At 59.7% G+C, this 16,349-nt stretch carries 15 protein-coding genes; 10 read left to right on the top strand and 5 right to left on the bottom strand.

Annotation, left to right across the window (positions count from 1 at the left end):
- Positions 1-70: 70 nt before the first annotated feature.
- The 7 genes from AC0V6X_RS12355 (at position 71) to AC0V6X_RS12325 (ending at position 5,270) form a co-directional block, all read left to right on the top strand.
- Positions 71-1,240, top strand: coding sequence for an isovaleryl-CoA dehydrogenase (locus AC0V6X_RS12355; protein WP_486184847.1), 1,170 nt, complete (start codon positions 71-73; stop codon positions 1,238-1,240).
- Positions 1,240-1,551, top strand: a complete 312-nt coding sequence (locus AC0V6X_RS12350) for a DUF1330 domain-containing protein (RefSeq protein ID WP_486184846.1) — start codon at positions 1,240-1,242, stop codon at positions 1,549-1,551. The genes AC0V6X_RS12355 and AC0V6X_RS12350 overlap by 1 nt, the downstream gene beginning before the upstream one ends.
- Positions 1,551-1,922: a hypothetical protein gene (locus AC0V6X_RS12345; protein WP_486184845.1), complete on the top strand. Its 372-nt coding sequence runs from the start codon at positions 1,551-1,553 to the stop codon at positions 1,920-1,922. The genes AC0V6X_RS12350 and AC0V6X_RS12345 overlap by 1 nt, the downstream gene beginning before the upstream one ends.
- Positions 1,919-3,526, top strand: a complete 1,608-nt coding sequence (locus AC0V6X_RS12340; protein WP_486184844.1) for a carboxyl transferase domain-containing protein — start codon at positions 1,919-1,921, stop codon at positions 3,524-3,526. Before AC0V6X_RS12345 ends, AC0V6X_RS12340 begins: the two co-directional genes overlap by 4 nt.
- 4 nt (positions 3,527-3,530) lie before the next feature.
- Positions 3,531-3,797, top strand: coding sequence for a hypothetical protein (locus AC0V6X_RS12335; protein ID WP_486184843.1), 267 nt, complete (start codon positions 3,531-3,533; stop codon positions 3,795-3,797).
- A 70-nt stretch (positions 3,798-3,867) separates the two neighbouring features.
- A complete protein-coding gene (locus AC0V6X_RS12330; protein ID WP_486184842.1) occupies positions 3,868-4,497 on the top strand; it encodes a lysophospholipid acyltransferase family protein in 630 nt (209 codons plus the stop codon).
- Positions 4,498-4,631: 134 nt separating this feature from the next.
- Positions 4,632-5,270: a hypothetical protein gene (locus AC0V6X_RS12325; RefSeq protein ID WP_486184841.1), complete on the top strand. Its 639-nt coding sequence runs from the start codon at positions 4,632-4,634 to the stop codon at positions 5,268-5,270.
- Positions 5,271-5,276: 6 nt separating this feature from the next.
- Here the strand turns inward: AC0V6X_RS12325 and AC0V6X_RS12320 are convergent, their stop codons facing one another.
- The 4 genes from AC0V6X_RS12320 to AC0V6X_RS12305 all read right to left on the bottom strand — a co-directional run bounded on the left by AC0V6X_RS12320 (position 5,277) and on the right by AC0V6X_RS12305 (position 10,907).
- The gene (locus tag AC0V6X_RS12320) at positions 5,277-6,068 is read right to left on the bottom strand and encodes a M50 family metallopeptidase (RefSeq protein WP_486184840.1); all 792 of its coding nucleotides are present in this window, start codon (positions 6,066-6,068) and stop codon (positions 5,277-5,279) included.
- A 3-nt stretch (positions 6,069-6,071) separates the two neighbouring features.
- Positions 6,072-7,286 (bottom strand): AI-2E family transporter, encoded by a 1,215-nt coding sequence (locus tag AC0V6X_RS12315; protein ID WP_486184839.1) that lies wholly within the window; start codon positions 7,284-7,286, stop codon positions 6,072-6,074.
- Positions 7,287-7,339: 53 nt separating this feature from the next.
- The gene (gene gyrB, locus AC0V6X_RS12310) at positions 7,340-9,880 is read right to left on the bottom strand and encodes a DNA topoisomerase (ATP-hydrolyzing) subunit B (RefSeq protein WP_486184838.1); all 2,541 of its coding nucleotides are present in this window, start codon (positions 9,878-9,880) and stop codon (positions 7,340-7,342) included.
- Positions 9,881-9,995: 115 nt separating this feature from the next.
- Positions 9,996-10,907 (bottom strand): PIG-L deacetylase family protein, encoded by a 912-nt coding sequence (locus AC0V6X_RS12305; RefSeq protein ID WP_486184837.1) that lies wholly within the window; start codon positions 10,905-10,907, stop codon positions 9,996-9,998.
- A 119-nt stretch (positions 10,908-11,026) separates the two neighbouring features.
- On the opposite strand from AC0V6X_RS12305, the gene AC0V6X_RS12300 reads away from it, so the two are divergent.
- Both AC0V6X_RS12300 and guaA read left to right on the top strand, forming a co-directional pair.
- Positions 11,027-12,595, top strand: coding sequence for a class I adenylate-forming enzyme family protein (locus AC0V6X_RS12300; protein ID WP_486184836.1), 1,569 nt, complete (start codon positions 11,027-11,029; stop codon positions 12,593-12,595).
- Between the two features lie 968 nt (positions 12,596-13,563).
- The gene (gene guaA / locus AC0V6X_RS12295) at positions 13,564-15,138 is read left to right on the top strand and encodes a glutamine-hydrolyzing GMP synthase (RefSeq protein ID WP_486184835.1); all 1,575 of its coding nucleotides are present in this window, start codon (positions 13,564-13,566) and stop codon (positions 15,136-15,138) included.
- Positions 15,139-15,175: 37 nt separating this feature from the next.
- On the opposite strand, the gene AC0V6X_RS12290 is transcribed toward guaA, so the two are convergent.
- Entirely contained in the window at positions 15,176-15,625 is a 450-nt protein-coding gene (locus tag AC0V6X_RS12290; RefSeq protein WP_486184834.1) for a hypothetical protein, read from the bottom strand.
- A 107-nt stretch (positions 15,626-15,732) separates the two neighbouring features.
- Here AC0V6X_RS12290 and AC0V6X_RS12285 point away from each other — a divergent pair, with 107 nt between their 5' ends.
- Entirely contained in the window at positions 15,733-16,347 is a 615-nt protein-coding gene (locus tag AC0V6X_RS12285; protein ID WP_486184833.1) for a YceI family protein, read from the top strand.
- Positions 16,348-16,349 lie beyond the last annotated feature (2 nt).

Below are 16,349 nucleotides of genomic sequence, written 5' to 3'. Positions count from 1 at the left end.
TGCTAAGACACGCGCACAATCATTTCAGGCCCCGCGCGATTGGCGAGCGGCCTGCCAATAAGAGAGAAACATGCGCGCCACCCCCGATTTCGACTTCCAGCTTGGCGAAAGCGCCGAGATGATCCGCGACTCCGTCGCCCGCTTTGCCGACGAACAGATCGCGCCCTTGGCTGAAAAGATCGACCGTGAGGATTATTTCCCACGCGATGAACTCTGGGCGCAGATGGGCGAGCTGGGCCTCCACGGCATCACCGTTGAAGAGGAAGATGGCGGGCTGGGCCTCGGCTATCTCGAACATGTCATCGCGGTCGAGGAAGTGAGCCGGGCTAGCGCCTCACTGGGCCTTTCTTATGGCGCGCACTCAAACCTTTGCCTCAACCAGATCCGCCGCTGGGGCAATGATGAGCAGAAGGCGAAGTATTTGCCTGGACTGATCTCCGGCGAGCATGTTGGATCGCTCGCCATGTCGGAGGCCTCTGCGGGTTCAGACGTCGTCTCGATGAAGCTGAAGGCCGAAGCGGTGCAGGGCGGATATGTCCTTAACGGCACCAAATTCTGGATCACCAACGCGCCCTATGCGGACACGCTGGTCGTCTACGCCAAGACCGACGGCAGCGCCGGATCGCGCGGGATCACCAGCTTCATTATCGAGAAGGACATGCCCGGCTTCTCCATCGGTCAGAAGATCGAGAAAGTCGGCATGCGCGGCTCCCCTACCGCAGAGCTGGTGTTCGAGGATTGCGAAGTGCCCGAGGAAAACGTGATGGGGCCGTTGAACGGCGGCGTCGGCGTTTTGATGAGCGGGCTCGATTATGAGCGCGTGGTGCTTGCCGGATTGCAGTTGGGCATCATGCAGGCCTGCCTCGACACGGTTATCCCTTACTTGCGCGAGCGCAAGCAGTTCGGAAAGCCCATCGGCAGCTTCCAATTGATGCAGGCCAAGGTCGCCGACATGTATGTCGCCCTCCAATCCGCGCGCGCCTACACCTATGCGGTGGCGAAGGCCTGCGATGCGGGCCAAACAACGCGGTTCGACGCGGCGGGTGTGATCCTGCTGTCGTCGGAGAACGCCTTCCGCGTCGCCGCCGAGAGCGTCCAGGCCCTGGGCGGTGCAGGCTATACGCTCGACTGGCCGGTGGAGCGCTATATGCGCGATGCGAAGCTGCTCGATATTGGAGCGGGTACGAATGAGATCAGGCGAATGCTGATTGGGCGTGAGTTGATCGGGGCGGCGGGATAATGCCCGTCTACATGATCAGCCGCATGACCATCCATGACCGCGCCGAATACGATAAGTATGAAGAGCGCTTCATGGAAATCTTCGAAAAGTTCGATGGCAAGATGCTGAGTGTCGATGAGGAACCGCAAGTGGTCGCTGGCGAATGGAAAGCCACCCGCAGCGTGCTGATCGAATTCCCGACCAAGCCGCAGCTTTTCGCATGGCTGACATCGCCTGAATATCAGGAAATCGGTAAGTTCCGCGATGCGGGCAGCACGGCTGAGGCGATCATTGTCAAAGGGTTTGAGCCGGGCGACATTCCGGGGACCTGATGCCCACCATCGCCAAGATCATATGGAGCGTCGGCTTTGTCATCGGGACGATCACGCATTCGCTCGACCTCTATCATGGCGGCTGGCTGCCCTATGATTTCCGCCCTCTGCCGTTCAACATTTACTGGACCTCGCTCACCTTCCTCGACCCGCTGGCCGTGATCCTGATCTGGGCGCGGGAGAGGTGGGGAGTCGTCCTCGGCGTCGCCATCATGGCCTCCAATGTGCTCGTCAATGGCTACACCGCCTTCATCGCGGGCTATGAGGAGTTCTATTTCAGCCTCGCCATGCAAAGCGCCTTTGCCGCGTTTGTGTTTTTCGCCGCTTGGGGGCATTGGAAGGCCTCACGCCATGACATTGAGGGATCATGACCGCACCCATTCTCACCAGTAAGCTCGACCGCGAAGCGCCGGATGCGAAAGCGCGGTTTGCGCATAATCAGGCGCTGGCTCAGGAGCTGCGCGAAAAGGTCGCCGAAGCCTCGCTTGGTGGGGCTGAGCGCCATCGTGAACGGCATGTGGCGCGAGGGAAGTTGCTTCCCCGTGACCGCGTGGAGAGGTTGCTCGACCCCGGCTCGCCCTTCCTTGAGATCGGACAGCTTGCCGCGAACGGCATGTATGAAGGGGACGTCAACGGCGCTTCGATGATCGCTGGCATTGGCCGCGTTTCGGGTCGTCAGGTGATGATCGTGTGCAACGATCCGACCGTGAAGGGCGGCTCCTACTATCCGCTGACGGTCAAGAAGCACCTGCGCGCGCAGGAGATTGCGATGGAGAACCGTCTCCCATGCATCTACTTAGTCGATAGCGGGGGCGCGAACCTGCCCTATCAGGCGGAAGTCTTCCCCGACCGCGATCACTTCGGGCGGATTTTCTTCAATCAAGCCAATATGAGCGCGCAGGGCATTCCGCAGATCGCCTGTGTGATGGGAAGCTGCACCGCCGGCGGAGCTTACGTTCCTGCCATGTCCGACGAGACGGTCATTGTGCGCAATCAGGGCACGATCTTCCTCGCTGGGCCGCCGCTGGTGAAGGCCGCGACTGGCGAGGAGATCAGTGCTGAAGACTTGGGCGGAGGCGACCTCCACGCAAAGAAATCGGGCGTCGTCGATCACTTGGCCGAGAATGACGAACACGCCCTCACCATTGTGCGCGATATCGTCTCGCAGCTGGGCGCGAATACCGGAGCGGCCAAGGACATCGCGCTCAAAGACCCGCGGCCGCCCAAGTTTGATGCGGACGATCTCCACGCCCTGATCCCCGAGGATGTGCGCGCCCCTTACGACGTGCATGAGGTGATCGCGCGGATCGTAGACGGGTCCGAGTTCCACGAGTTCAAGCAGCATTACGGCTCCACGCTGGTGTGCGGCTTTGCGCATATCTGGGGGATACCGGTCGCGATCCTGGCCAACAATGGCGTCCTGTTTTCCGAGAGCGCTCAAAAGGGCGCGCACTTTATTGAACTCGCCTGCCAGCGCCGCATTCCGCTGTTATTCCTCCAGAACATCTCCGGCTTCATGGTCGGCGGCAAATATGAGGCGGAAGGCATCGCCAAGCATGGCGCAAAGCTCGTCACCGCCGTTGCCACCGCCACCGTGCCCAAGATCACCGTGGTGATCGGCGGCAGCTTTGGAGCTGGCAATTACGGCATGGCGGGCCGCGCCTACTCCCCGCGCTTCCTCTTCACCTGGCCCAATGCGCGCATCAGCGTGATGGGCGGAGAGCAAGCCGCCAGCGTGCTAGCCACCGTCCACCGCGATGCGGACACATGGTCAGAGGAGGAGGCCGAGGCCTTCAAAGCCCCGATCCGCCAGAAATACGAAGACGAAGGCAACCCCTACTACGCCACTGCGAGACTGTGGGACGACGGCGTGATCGACCCGGTACAGACGAGGGATGTGCTGGGACTGGCCTTCGCAGCGACGCTCGAAGCTCCAATTGCGGAGCGGCCGAGCTTTGGTGTGTTTAGGATGTGAGTCGGTGGGGAAAAAGCGAGATTACCCTTCGCGCGCGGTCGTTGATGAGATGCTGGAAAGCATCGAAGCGCAACGTGACGAACTGCTTGCCACCCACCATGTGCTCGCGGACCATGGAGAACCTCGTGTTGTAATGGTCCAAGATGGACGTGCGTTCGATTTCTTGGGTGATGACACCTATTTGTCTCTAATGGTGGCTTTCCTGCTTTCAGAGGGCAAACCAATGCATAAGAACTTGGAAGATTTGCCAGACATGGCCAAAGAGCCCTGAAGCCCCCAAGCCTCCCCTTGCGTAACTCCCGCATTATCCGCACATAGGTGACCGGGGAGACACACAGGCCTTGCGACACAACGAAACCCGTAACGTCACGCTGCTTTCGCGGCTCGTGAACCGGATCATTCTGTTCTTTTACTGGCAGCGCGGTTGGAAGATCGTCGAGCGGTTTCCCACCGAAGTGAAGAAGTGCGTCATTGCGGGCGCGCCTCACACTTCAAACTGGGATTTCGTCTTTTTCGCCGGCGCGACCAAGCATGAAAAGGTCCAGCCCAACTTCATGGGCAAGCACACGCTCTTCAAAGGGATCATGCGCAATTTCATGCTCGATATGGGCGGGATTGCGGTGGATCGCTCCAAGGCGGGTGGCACGATCAAGCAATTGAAGGACGAGTTTGATAGCCGCGCCGAACTCAACCTTGTCATCGCTTGCGAAGGCACCCGCAAATCGGATGGTAAGTGGAAGTCGGGCTTCTACAACATCGCCAAGGCGGCAGGCGTGCCCATCGTCCTTGCCTATGCCGACAATGACAAGCGCACGATCGGCTTCAGCCCACCGATGATGCCGAGCGGCAATTACGGTGAAGACCTGCTCAAGATCGCAGAATGGTTCCGCTCCAAGATCCCCGAGCTCGACCGCTACAAAGTGCTCGAACAGCAAGCGCGCGACATTATTGCGGGCAAGAACGAGTTCTGATGCGCGTCTGCTAGATGGCTTGACGCCATTTGTGGCATTTCGTCCACTCCTGTCCACATTTTACAGATCATGCCTTTAAGCGACCGCCCGCTGGCCCTATCTAGCTTGCCAAGCGAATAGGAGCGCGCGCCCCCATGCCACTCACGCAAGAGACTCTTCAGGCTGAACGCAAGCGAATTGCGAGCATGGTGCTCGACCTTGTTAAAGAGCGGGGGATGGAGATCTCCTACAACACCACGCTCACCGAAAGCGGCCTCGCGCGCTCGCGGTTTGAGCAGATTTTCCCGGACTATGACGACCTGTTTGACGCGGTTGCGCAGATCTGGCTCACCGAGCATATGACGGTGATGGAGGAGGTGCTCGCCACCGATCTTCCCGCCAATCGCAAGATGTACGAATTCTTCCGCCGCCGCTTCGTGATCTCGCGCGATCGCTGGCGGGCGGACCCTGCCAATTTCACCATGATCTGCGAGATGGGCGCGGCGAACTTTGAACGCGTGCGGTCCTATGTCGATCTGGCCGACCACTATCTGTGCGAGATTATCGTTCAGGCGCAGGCAGACGGCTTTATGGCTGGGCTGGAGATCGATGAAGCGCTGAGCCTCGTGAACCAGATGGTGTCGAACTACACGATCCCGGATTCGCTGATTTATCTCGGCGATAAGCTGACCGAGGAAAAGCTGGCGCGGATTATCGACACGATCTTTATCGGGTTGTCGGGAGAGACCGGCAACGGCGCGCGCGGGCTCAACACCATTAGAGTGGCGTCTTAGGGCCTTCTAGGGCCGGCGTTTGAACTGCAAGACATTGGCGGGCGGTTTGCGCGGCGGGAGCTTCCGGCGCTCGTCCGATAATGCATATTTGAGGCTCGCTCCAACCGCGAGGATCGAGGTCGCGAGAATGAGCGTCGCCCACACCCAATGCGGCAGGAACAGAGCATCCTCAATCGCGCCAGTATCCGATGCGAGCACCTGCCCTGCGATCACCGCCTCCTCACTGAACAGATAGTTGAAGTCCGCGACCATGCTGAGCGCGCCGAGCATGCCGAGGAACTGAATGGTAAAACGGGTGAGACCGTCAGGCGCCTTCCACGCAATCACACCGAGCGCCGCTGCAACCAAAGGCAGTACAACAATGCCAACGGCTGAGCGAACATAGAACGCGACGGATAGCAGGATCACCCCGGCAAGACCGAGGAGCACGGGCCTCCACAGACGCGGATGCGCGCTGGCCATGATCATGCCGGCGCCAACCAGGACCGGCCCAAGTGGGCCTCCGGCGGCGAAAATGGCCAGGGTCAAACGCCCTGCATCTGGGTCGAGGGCAACTTCGGCCAGACCTGATCCGTTTGGCAGAATGAGAAGTTGATTAAACTCCTGCCCCATCAGCATGGCAGCAATTCCGTGACCCATCTCGTGAAACCATGTGGTCAGGATCACGAAGGGATACATGAGGTAATTGCCGCCGGGCAGTGAAGGCACCCACAGCACCAGCACTAGCGCAATGATCAGCCGCCCGACTTGCTCGGCCTGGCTGCCGGGTGCGACTGAAGGCCCCAAAGGTGAAGGCATACTTTAGGCAGCCTCTTGGGGAGTGGCGGTCTTGGGTGCGCTATCGCCTGAGTCGTCATTGGCGAGCGCTTCTCTGGCCGCGGCCTCATCAGCCGTGATCGCCTTGCCATCCGGGCCCACGCGCATCCGATAGCGCTCGCGTGCTTCCTCATCCTCGGCGCGTTGTTCTTGCAGGATCGACCAGCTGGCCAGGAACAGACCTGCGACCAGCGGGCCAAGCACGATGCCAGCAAAGCCTGCGATGGAGATGCCGCCTAAGGTTGTGATCAAGATCACCCAGTCGGGGATACCGGTGTCGCGGCCTACCAGAACGGGACGCAAGACATTGTCGACTGAGGAGATGATGATCCCACCTCCGGCAAGCACGAAAATGCCCCAACCGACCTCGCCCGAAAGTATCAGCCAGATGCCCGCGGGCGCCCAGACAAGAGCTGTGCCCACCGCAGGGATCAGGGCCAGAATTGCCATCAGCACGCCCAGCAGCAACGCCGACGGCACGCCTGCAATCGCGAGCATGATCCCGCCGAGCGTTCCCTGCACAAGGCCGACAACGCCCGATCCCTTGATCACCGCGCGAACAATGCCGAGGAACCGCTCTGCGAGCCGATCTGCAATTTCCCGTTCGACAGGGGCGGAGTGGAGGATTGTCTCTCCGATCCGGCTGCCATCGCGCAGCAAGAAGAACAGGACATAGAGTCCGATTGAGAAGCTGAGCACAAAGCCCAGCGCGCCGCTGCCAATCGATACCGCCTGGCTGGCAATCAACCCGGCGCTTTCTCCAAGGATGCCCTCAAGCCGATCCTGCATCACTGTTGCATCGGTAAAGCCATTATCAGCCGCAAATTGCTGGAGTGATGCGGGCAGCATGGCGAACGTGTTCTGCACCAATGCGGCGATATCAATTGGGTTCTCTTGCAGCGAATTGACGAGGCTCACGGCCTGATCGACCACCAATGACCCAACCCACATTGCGGGCAAAAGGACGGCCACAAAGATGATGAGCAGCGTCAGCGTGGCTGCCAAATTGCGCCGACCGCGCATTGTGCGCAGCGACCACTTGTAGAGCGGCTGGAACATGATCGCGGCAAGACCTGCCCACAGAAGCGGTCCGGCAAAGGGCCATGCGACCCACACCAAGAGCACCGAGACCGCCGCCAAAAGCAACAGGAAGCTCCAATGTTCGAGCGCGGTGGTGTCGTTGGGTTCGGCTTCTGACATGCACTTGAATGTCGGGCTTTAGCGCCCAGAGATCAAGTGCCTATCAGGACACGCTATACGTCCAAATTGGCGACATTGAGTGCATTGTCCTGAATGAACTCGCGCCGCGGTTCGACCACGTCGCCCATCAGGCGGGTGAAGATTTCATCCGTGACGTCGGCATCCTCAACCTTGACCTGCAAAAGCACGCGGTTTTCAGGGTCGAGCGTGGTCTCCCACAGCTGTTCTGGGTTCATTTCACCCAGACCCTTATAGCGGCTGATCGAGAGGCCCTTGCGGCCCGCAGCCAGAACGGCTTCGAGCAGCTGACTTGGCCGTGTGATCGCATCTTCATCGAGAACCGTGTCCTCGCCATCTTCGACCTCCGCAGATGGTTCTTCCGCAGCCGCTTCGCCTGCTTTGACCAGATGCACCGCGCCCACATAGGCGTCGGCGACGTTGGCGGCGAGGCCGTGGAGCTTGATCGCTTCGGTGCTGGTGAGGAAACGCGCATCGATCTCGTGCACGTCGGTGACGCCGCGCCATAGGCGCGAGAATAGGACGTCGCCGCTTTCGCGCACCTCGGCGCTCCAGCGTGCATCCGCGTCGCCCTCTTGCAGGCGCGCTGCCGTCGCTTCGAGCGCGGTGAGGCGCGCAGCAGCATCGGAGAGCTTCGGATCAAGCGCGCCTGATAGCGCCATCTGCTCGATCACCGCGCGGTCATAGCGGCGCGGGACAAAGGCCATGAGGTTTTTGAGGCGCAGGGCGCTGTCGACCAGTGCGCGCAGATCGTCCCCCGAACGCGCCCCGCCAGCAGTCTCCAGCAGGCGACCTTGAAGTCCTGCATCAACCAGATAGCGGTCGAGCTCTCCCTGATCCTTCACATAGACCTCGCTCTTGCCCTTGGCGACTTTGAACAAAGGCGGTTGCGCAATGTAGAGGTGGCCGGCCTTGATAATCTCCGGCATCTGGCGGTGGAAGAAGGTCAGCAGCAGGGTGCGGATGTGTGCGCCGTCGACGTCAGCGTCGGTCATGATCACAATCTTGTGATAGCGCAGCTTCTCAATGTCGAATTCATCGCGAATGCCGGTGCCCATTGCCTGGATCAGCGTGCCGACTTCTTTGGAAGAGATGATCCGGTCAAACCGTGCGCGCTCGACATTGAGGATCTTGCCTTTGAGCGGCAGGATCGCCTGATACTGGCTGTCACGCCCACCTTTGGCAGAGCCGCCTGCGGAATCACCCTCGACCAGGAAGATTTCCGCCTTGGTCGCATCACGTTCGCGGCAATCGGAGAGTTTGCCGGGTAGCGAAGCGACGCTCATCGCGCCTTTGCGGCTCATCTCGCGGGCGCGCTTGGCGGCTTCGCGTGCAGCGGCCGCATCGACAATCTTCTGGATGATCGCCTTGGCGTCGGCGGGATTTTCCTCCAACCAATCGTTCATCTTCTCACCCATCAGGCTTTCCAGCGGCTGACGGACTTCAGAAGAGACGAGCTTGTCCTTGGTCTGGGAAGAGAATTTGGGATCGGGCAGCTTCACGCTGACAATCGCGGTCAGCCCTTCGCGCATATCCTCACCCGAAAGCGAGACCTTTTCCTTCTTCAACAGGCCCGAACGGTCAGCGTAATTGTTGAGCGTACGCGTTAGCGCCGCGCGGAAGGCCGCCAAGTGCGTGCCCCCGTCGCGCTGCGGGATGTTGTTGGTGAAGGTGAGGACGTTCTCGTAATAGCTGTCGTTCCACTCCAGAGCGACGTCGATCCCGATGCCATCCTTCTCCGCTGAGACCGAGATTGGATCTGCGATCAGAGCTTCCTTGTTGCGGTCGAGCCATTTCACAAAGGCTGCGATGCCGCCTTCGTAGAACAGGTCATGCTCAATCGGCTCTTCAGGGCGATTGTCGCGGATCAGGATGCGGACGCCGGAATTGAGGAAGGCAAGCTCGCGGTAGCGGTGCTCTAGCTTCTCGAAATCAAACTCGGTCACGTTCTTGAATGTGTCGGTCGAGGCTTTGAAGGTGACGCGCGTGCCCTTCTTGAAGCCGTTATCGTCGGGGTTCTGGTCGACCTTCGGCGCGTCGCCCTTCACTTCCAGACTGCCCACCGCATCGCCGTGCTCAAAGCGCATCCAGTGCTCTTTGCCGTCGCGCCAGATGGTCAGCTCAAGCCATTCGGATAGCGCGTTCACCACAGAGACGCCCACGCCGTGCAGACCGCCGGAGACCTTATAGGCGTTGTCGTCGGAGGTGTTTTCAAACTTACCGCCCGCGTGCAGCTGGGTCATGATGACCTCTGCTGCCGAAACGCCCTCTTCCTTGTGCATGCCGACAGGAATGCCTCGGCCATTATCTTCGACCGAGACGCTGCCATCGGCGTTCAATTCGATCAGAACGAGGTCGCAATGGCCTGCAAGAGCTTCGTCGATGGCGTTGTCTGACACCTCGAACACCATGTGGTGCAGACCCGATCCGTCATCAGTGTCACCGATATACATGCCCGGACGCTTGCGTACAGCGTCCAAACCTTTGAGAACTTTGATGGAATCAGCGCCATACTCGCCCTGCATCTTTTGATTTGCAGGTGCAGACGAGCCGTTATCGGGAGTGTTATCAGACATAGCCTTTATATAGGCGTAGCAGACCCATTTCCCAAGCTTTAGGCCCGTTTCGGAGTGGCTTTTCCACGACCTCAGATCGGCGCCAAACTTGCCCGGTTAGAATGCCATGCGTGGCTCAGGGAAAAGCGGTCCGAAATGAGACTTTGCCTTGCCAGACGTCGCGGTGCAGTAGGCTGGGCACCATGGCGCGGGTCTCGGCATCGAATTGACTTTGATAACAATCCATTGCGAGCCGTGTCGCCTCGATATCGTACATTTCATACCGAATGCGATCGGTGATGAGGTCGGGCGCAACTCTGGCCCAGCTATCATAGCCCGGCAGCACGGCGTCGACGTCGGCTGGAAGCGCCAGATAGAGGAGATCGGGGCGGTCTTCTCCCATCCTTTGGATCACCTGCGTCGCGACCGCGCTGATCATTCGGTGATCGGCGTGGCCATAGCCTCCATCCGGACCCCAGGTCAGCACAACGCTTGGCTTGATCAGGTCGAGCAAAGCGGTTGTGCGCTCCTCCATATCGCGTGCTGCACTGTCCGGATTGCGAGCCAGAGTGGCGAGCTCGCCATCGCCAAGCTGCCAGAAGATCGGATCGGGCAGCTGGAGAGCAAAGGCCGCGCAGCGCCCCTCACTTTCGCGCAGTTCGGCAAGCTCAGCGCCCGGCTCCAGGCCGCTCACGCCGGATCCGACATCGCCGCTGGTGGCAAAGACCACTGTCACCGTGCTGCCCGCGCGCGCCATGCGGGAGAGGACAGGGGCAAAGGGGATCTCATCATCGGGATGGGCCAGCAGGACGAGGACATTGTGATCTTTTTGAATGATTTGATTGCGGCGCTCTACGACATTGGGCGTGCCTGTGGGAGCAATGCCCGGAGGCCCGCTTCGAACGCGCTCGCCGGGATCGCGGGTCGGTGCGCCTTCGCTCCGCTCATCGGGCTCGTTTTCCTGTGCAGCAGCTGGAAGGCCGGTGGCAAGCAACAGAGCAGACAGAACAGCTCCAACCTGTTTGAGCGTGAGGATTGGATGGCGCATTGTGTCTGTTCCCTTTGCTATGCCGCAAACATCATCAAGGCAAAGCGTAAAGAAATCGCCTGCTTTGCGCGAACCAAGCCGGGCTTGCTGGTCGCAATCAGCAGGCTAAGATCGGCTTCATGAAGGTTCCATCACTCGATAACCCGCTTGCTGACGCCGTTCGAGAGCAGCTCGCGGAGCCATTTGACAGCTTTGCAGGGGTTTTGCGCGCTTGGTCGCGCGCGCAGCCTGACGCGATAGCGCTGGTCGATGATCACGGCGATTGTGCATGGGCGGAGTTGATCGGCCTGGTCGAACGGTTGGCTGCGCGGCTGATTGAGACTGGCCTCAAACGCGGGCAGTCGGTGGCGATTTTGGGCAGCAGCAGCGTCAATTACGCGCTCGTCTTCCTTGCAGCGGTGCGGGCAGGAGGCGTCGCAGCTCCCCTGACGACCAGTGCTTCGGCCGAGCAATTGGAGGGCATGGCGCGCGATTCTGGCGCGGCGCATCTGTTCGTTGATGCGGGCAAGGCGGCGGAGCTGGGCCCAGACTTCCTCTCCGACATGATCCGCGTACCTCTTGAGGAAATCGAAGGCTGGATGGCTCCTCCCGGAGCGCGCGCCCCTGATATTGAGCCTGCGCCCCAAGACCCCTTCAACATCATCTATTCCAGCGGCACGACCGGCATTCCCAAGGGGATCGTCCATTCACACCAGATGCGTTGGCGGCAGTTCGCAGCGACGGCTCTGTCCTATCTGGAAGCAGGACTGCCCGTGCGCGCGCTTGCCTCGACGCCGCTTTATTCGAACACGACGATGGTCGCCTTCCTCGCTCCGCTGCTGGCCGGCGGGACGGTGCGGATCATGGGCAAGTTCGATTGCGCGCGCTGGCTGACCCATGCGCAGGAGGACCGGACCACAGTGACGATGCTGGTGCCTGTCCAATATCAGCGCTTGATGGATTTTGACGGCTTTGACGCGCATGACCTGTCGTCGGTGAAGCTCAAATATTGCACCTCTGCCCCATTCCCTGCGCCTCTGAAGCGCGAAGTTCTAAACCGGATGCCGGGCGGGCTGATTGAGATATATTCGATGACCGAAGGCGGGGTTGTCTGCTTGCTCGCGTGTCACGAGTTTCCCGACAAGCTCCATACGGTCGGGCGGCCTGCACCGGGCAGCGAGATGATGGTGCTGGATGATAACGACAACCCCGTCCCGCCGGGCACGCCTGGCAATTTGATCGGACGAAGCCACACGATGATGAGCGGCTACAAGAACCGCCCCGACAAAACGAACGAAGCGCAATATATCGATCCGGACGGAGGCGTCTGGATGCGGATGGGCGATATTGGCCGCGTCGATGAGGATGGCTTTGTCGAGCTGGTCGGACGCGCCAAGGACATGATCATCTCGGGCGGCTTCAATATTTATCCCAGTGATCTGGAAGCCGAGCTGGAACGGGAGGTCGACGTGGTCGAAGCTGCGGTCGTCGGCATCCCTTCGCGCCAATGGGGTGAGACGCCGGTGGGCTTCGTGGTCCTGGGAGAGGGCGCGCGCGGGCCGCAAGAGGTGCTCACATCCGTCAATGCTCGGCTGGGCAAGACACAGCGGCTCTGTGCACTTTATAAGATAGACGAAATGCCGCGCAGCCATATTGGCAAATTGTTGAAGAGTGAGTTGCGCGAAAAGGCCGAGCAGCTCGCCTCTTGAAGAGAGGTTCGCTGCCCGGCCCGTTATTCGCTCAAGCGTTCGCTGATTTAGACGATCCCACGCCTAAACAATCAGCGTGTTGAAGCTGACCGTGCTGACGGTCAGCGCGACAGCCATGGCGATCGCTTTTTCGAGAATGTTTTGCATTGTTTTTTCCTTTCACATTTCTCGGTTGGTGGGCGCGGGAGAGGGGGAGAGGGTTGCGCCCGGGTTCTGATAATAAATACGCACTGACGGGTAAGATTGTTACGCCTTCGCGCATTGAGATTTCCGAACGCTCTGATCCAAAAACCTCATCACTCCGTTCCGAACGGTGCACGTGGGAATGCATAGCGACGCGCAAAAATGCGCTCGCAATCCGCCGAAAGGTGGATGGAGACGCGGCCACCGATTAGAGGGGGAGGTGGGTGGCCGCGTCTCACTCTCTGCTATGACCGACCCTTGCGAAAGGGTGACGCTGGAATGAGCAGCCTCTTGATCCCAGCGCCTCAAGGGGGAGAGAGTGGCGCTAAGAGCTGCTCAAACCAGCGAAACCGTCCAAAACAGCCGCAGCGTCGGGGATGGCGCTGCACGATCCGCTACGCTTAAGGGCTGGTGTGGCACTGGAAGGGGCCGCACATTAAACCGCTAGGCCGCGAAGCTGTCTCGCATTTGGCTGCTCGCAAACCGGCAAGCAGGATGGCAGAACGGCTATTTGGGGGAAACCGCTCTACCCAAGCACGCCACACGGATTTTGGGGTGACAGTCCGGAGAGAGAAGGACTGTATGCATGGCGATGGCGGCTATATGTTGTTCGATTGCGTGAAACTCAAATGCTGAAAATCGCAATTATGTTGAGAATTATGCAACATAAAACTTTGCTATGAGCGCGACATATTATGGCGGACCCGGTTCCTCCTGACGATAGCTGCGAACTCTTGCACCACAGGCGCTAGACAGGCGCGCGCTCCCTCGCGTAACTGCCGCGCATGGAAGCAGAGCACACCCCAGATTCGATACTGATCGTCGATTTCGGCAGCCAGGTTACCCAGTTGATCGCCCGCCGCGTGCGCGAGGCCGGGGTCTATTCGGAAATCGCGCCTTTCTCTCTTTCGGAAGAGGCGTTTCGCAGGCTCAATCCCAAGGGGATTATCCTTTCCGGCTCTCCCGCCAGTGTGCCCGATGAAGACAGCCCGCGCGTGCCGCAAAGCTTCTTTGAAGCGGGCGTTCCGATCCTTGGCATTTGTTATGGCCAGCAGGTGATGACGCATCAGCTGGGCGGCGAGGTCCGTCCGGGCCACGAAACCGGAGAAGGCGGCGAGTTTGGCCGCGCTTATCTCACGGTGACCAAGCCTTGCGCTCTGTTTGATGGCATGTGGGCCGAGGGCGAGCGCCACCAAGTCTGGATGAGTCATGGCGACAAGGTGACGCAATTTGCTGATGGCTTCGAAATCGTAGCCACATCAGATGGCGCGCCTTTCGCGGTGATCGCGGATGAGGAGCGCAGGTTTTACGGCACCCAATTCCACCCCGAAGTCGTCCACACGCCCGATGGCGGCAAGCTGCTGGCAAACTTTGTGCGCCATGTCTGCGGCCTCAAAGGCGACTGGACGATGGCCGAGTTCCGCAAGACCAAGATCGAGGAAATCCGCGCGCAGGTGGGAGATGGCCGCGTCATCTGTGGCCTGTCAGGCGGGGTCGATTCTGCTGTCGCCGCAGTCTTGATCCACGAAGCGATCGGCGACCAGCTCACCTGCGTTTATGTCGACCATGGCCTGATGCGCTTGAACGAGACCGAGCAAGTCGTCTCGCTCTTCCGCGACCACTACAACATCCCGCTTGTGGCAGTCGATGCGGAGGAGACCTTCCTCGCCGGTCTCGAAGGCGTCACTGACCCAGAGAAAAAGCGCAAGTTCATCGGCGGGGCCTTCATCGACCTGTTCGAAGCGGAGGCCAAGAAAGTCGGCGGCGCGGATTTCCTTGCACAAGGCACGCTCTACCCGGACGTGATCGAAAGTGTCTCCTTCACCGGGGGGCCAAGCGTCACGATCAAGAGCCACCACAATGTCGGCGGCCTGCCTGAGCGGATGAACATGGATCTGGTCGAGCCCCTGCGCGAATTGTTCAAGGACGAAGTGCGCGAGCTGGGCCGCGAGCTTGGCCTGCCTGAAGCCTTCGTCGGCCGCCATCCCTTCCCCGGACCCGGTCTTGCGATCCGCATCCCCGGCGAAGTGACGAAAGAACGCTGCGACATCCTGCGCAAAGCGGACGCAATCTATCTCGAAGAGATCCGCAATGCGGGGCTCTATGATGCGATCTGGCAGGCTTTTGCGGTGTTGCTGCCGGTCAAGACGGTCGGCGTGATGGGCGACGGGCGCACCTATGACAGCGTCTGCGGATTGCGCGCGGTCACCTCCACCGACGGCATGACCGCCGATGTGTACCCCTTCGATGCGAGCTTCCTGACGCAGGTCGCAACGCGGATCGTCAACGAAGTGCAGGGCATCAACCGTGTGGTCTATGACTATACGTCAAAGCCGCCGGGAACGATTGAGTGGGAGTGACCGGTATGAAGGGTAAAAAGTGAGGCCGACTTGTCGGTCAGGGCGACTCTTCATGCCAAAAGAGCGACCAACTAACGAAAAGTATGGCAGCCCATTGCACTGCCGGAGCCAATGAAGCCCATGAAACACCTTGGTTGATCTCCAAAAGCATTGCCCCCAAGCCTAATAGGGCGAAGGTGCAGAACACGACTCGGCCAGAATATGACTTAAGTACGGCATCGCATGCGTGACGAGCCGCAAAAGTTCCAGCAATTCCGCCGACGATTCCGCCAAAAAAGCTCGCAGCTTCAATCCTCATTGAGGATAGATAATAGTTGGCCATGCTAGCAATAAGGCTGACCACTACCGATACGACCATCAGAACTACCACCGATATGAAGACAGCCGCGATTGATCCACCAACGCGACTACCGGTGGAGTTTTCATTGTCCTCAATCACTTTGCGCGCCCCTTCGATATTCTCGGAAAAATCCGGAAAGCTAAGCAAGGTTCCGTCAAATCAATGTGCCAGTCAACACTTGGCAACGAGCAATTCGCCGAATAGGCAAAGCCTGTACCTGAAGACAAACTCTCGGGATCTGTTGGAGCTTCAATATGCCCTTTCGCTTTTCATCTGGCACACTTGCCACCCTCGCCCTGACCCTCACCGCCTGCTCCCAGGCACCGGCTGAACCCGACGCCGTCACTACCGCCGCTTGGACCATCGACAGCGAGGCGTCCGAGCTTGCCTATGTGTCGATCAAGGCCGGAGAAATCGCGGAGATCAATTCGTTCGAGACTGTGACCGGCAGCGTCTCGGCAGAAGGCGCGGCGGAGATCACCATCGACCTCTCGAGCGTCTCAACCGGAGTGGACATTCGTGACGAGCGGATGCGCGACATCTTCTTTGTCGTGGCGGACAATCCGACTGCGACCGTGACGGCGACCATCGACCCTGCGGCTTTCGAAGCGCTGGCTGTGGGTGAGAGCACGACCACCACGCTGGATGGCACAGTCACGCTCAAAGGCGTCGAAGCCCCGTTCCAATCCGAAGTCACTGTCACCCGTGCCGGAGCAGACCGCGTGCTCGCGGTGTCGGACGCGCCTGTAATCGTCGATGCGGGCCGACTCGAACTGACCGAGGGCCTTGCGCAATTGCAGGAGCTCGCCGGGCTGGATTCGATCACGCCGGTCGTGCCGGTGACCTTCAGCCTCACTTTCGAGCGCTAAGC

The organism is Erythrobacter sp. S267 (genome assembly GCF_057365045.1).
This window is presented reverse-complemented; position numbering and strand designations above follow the sequence as displayed.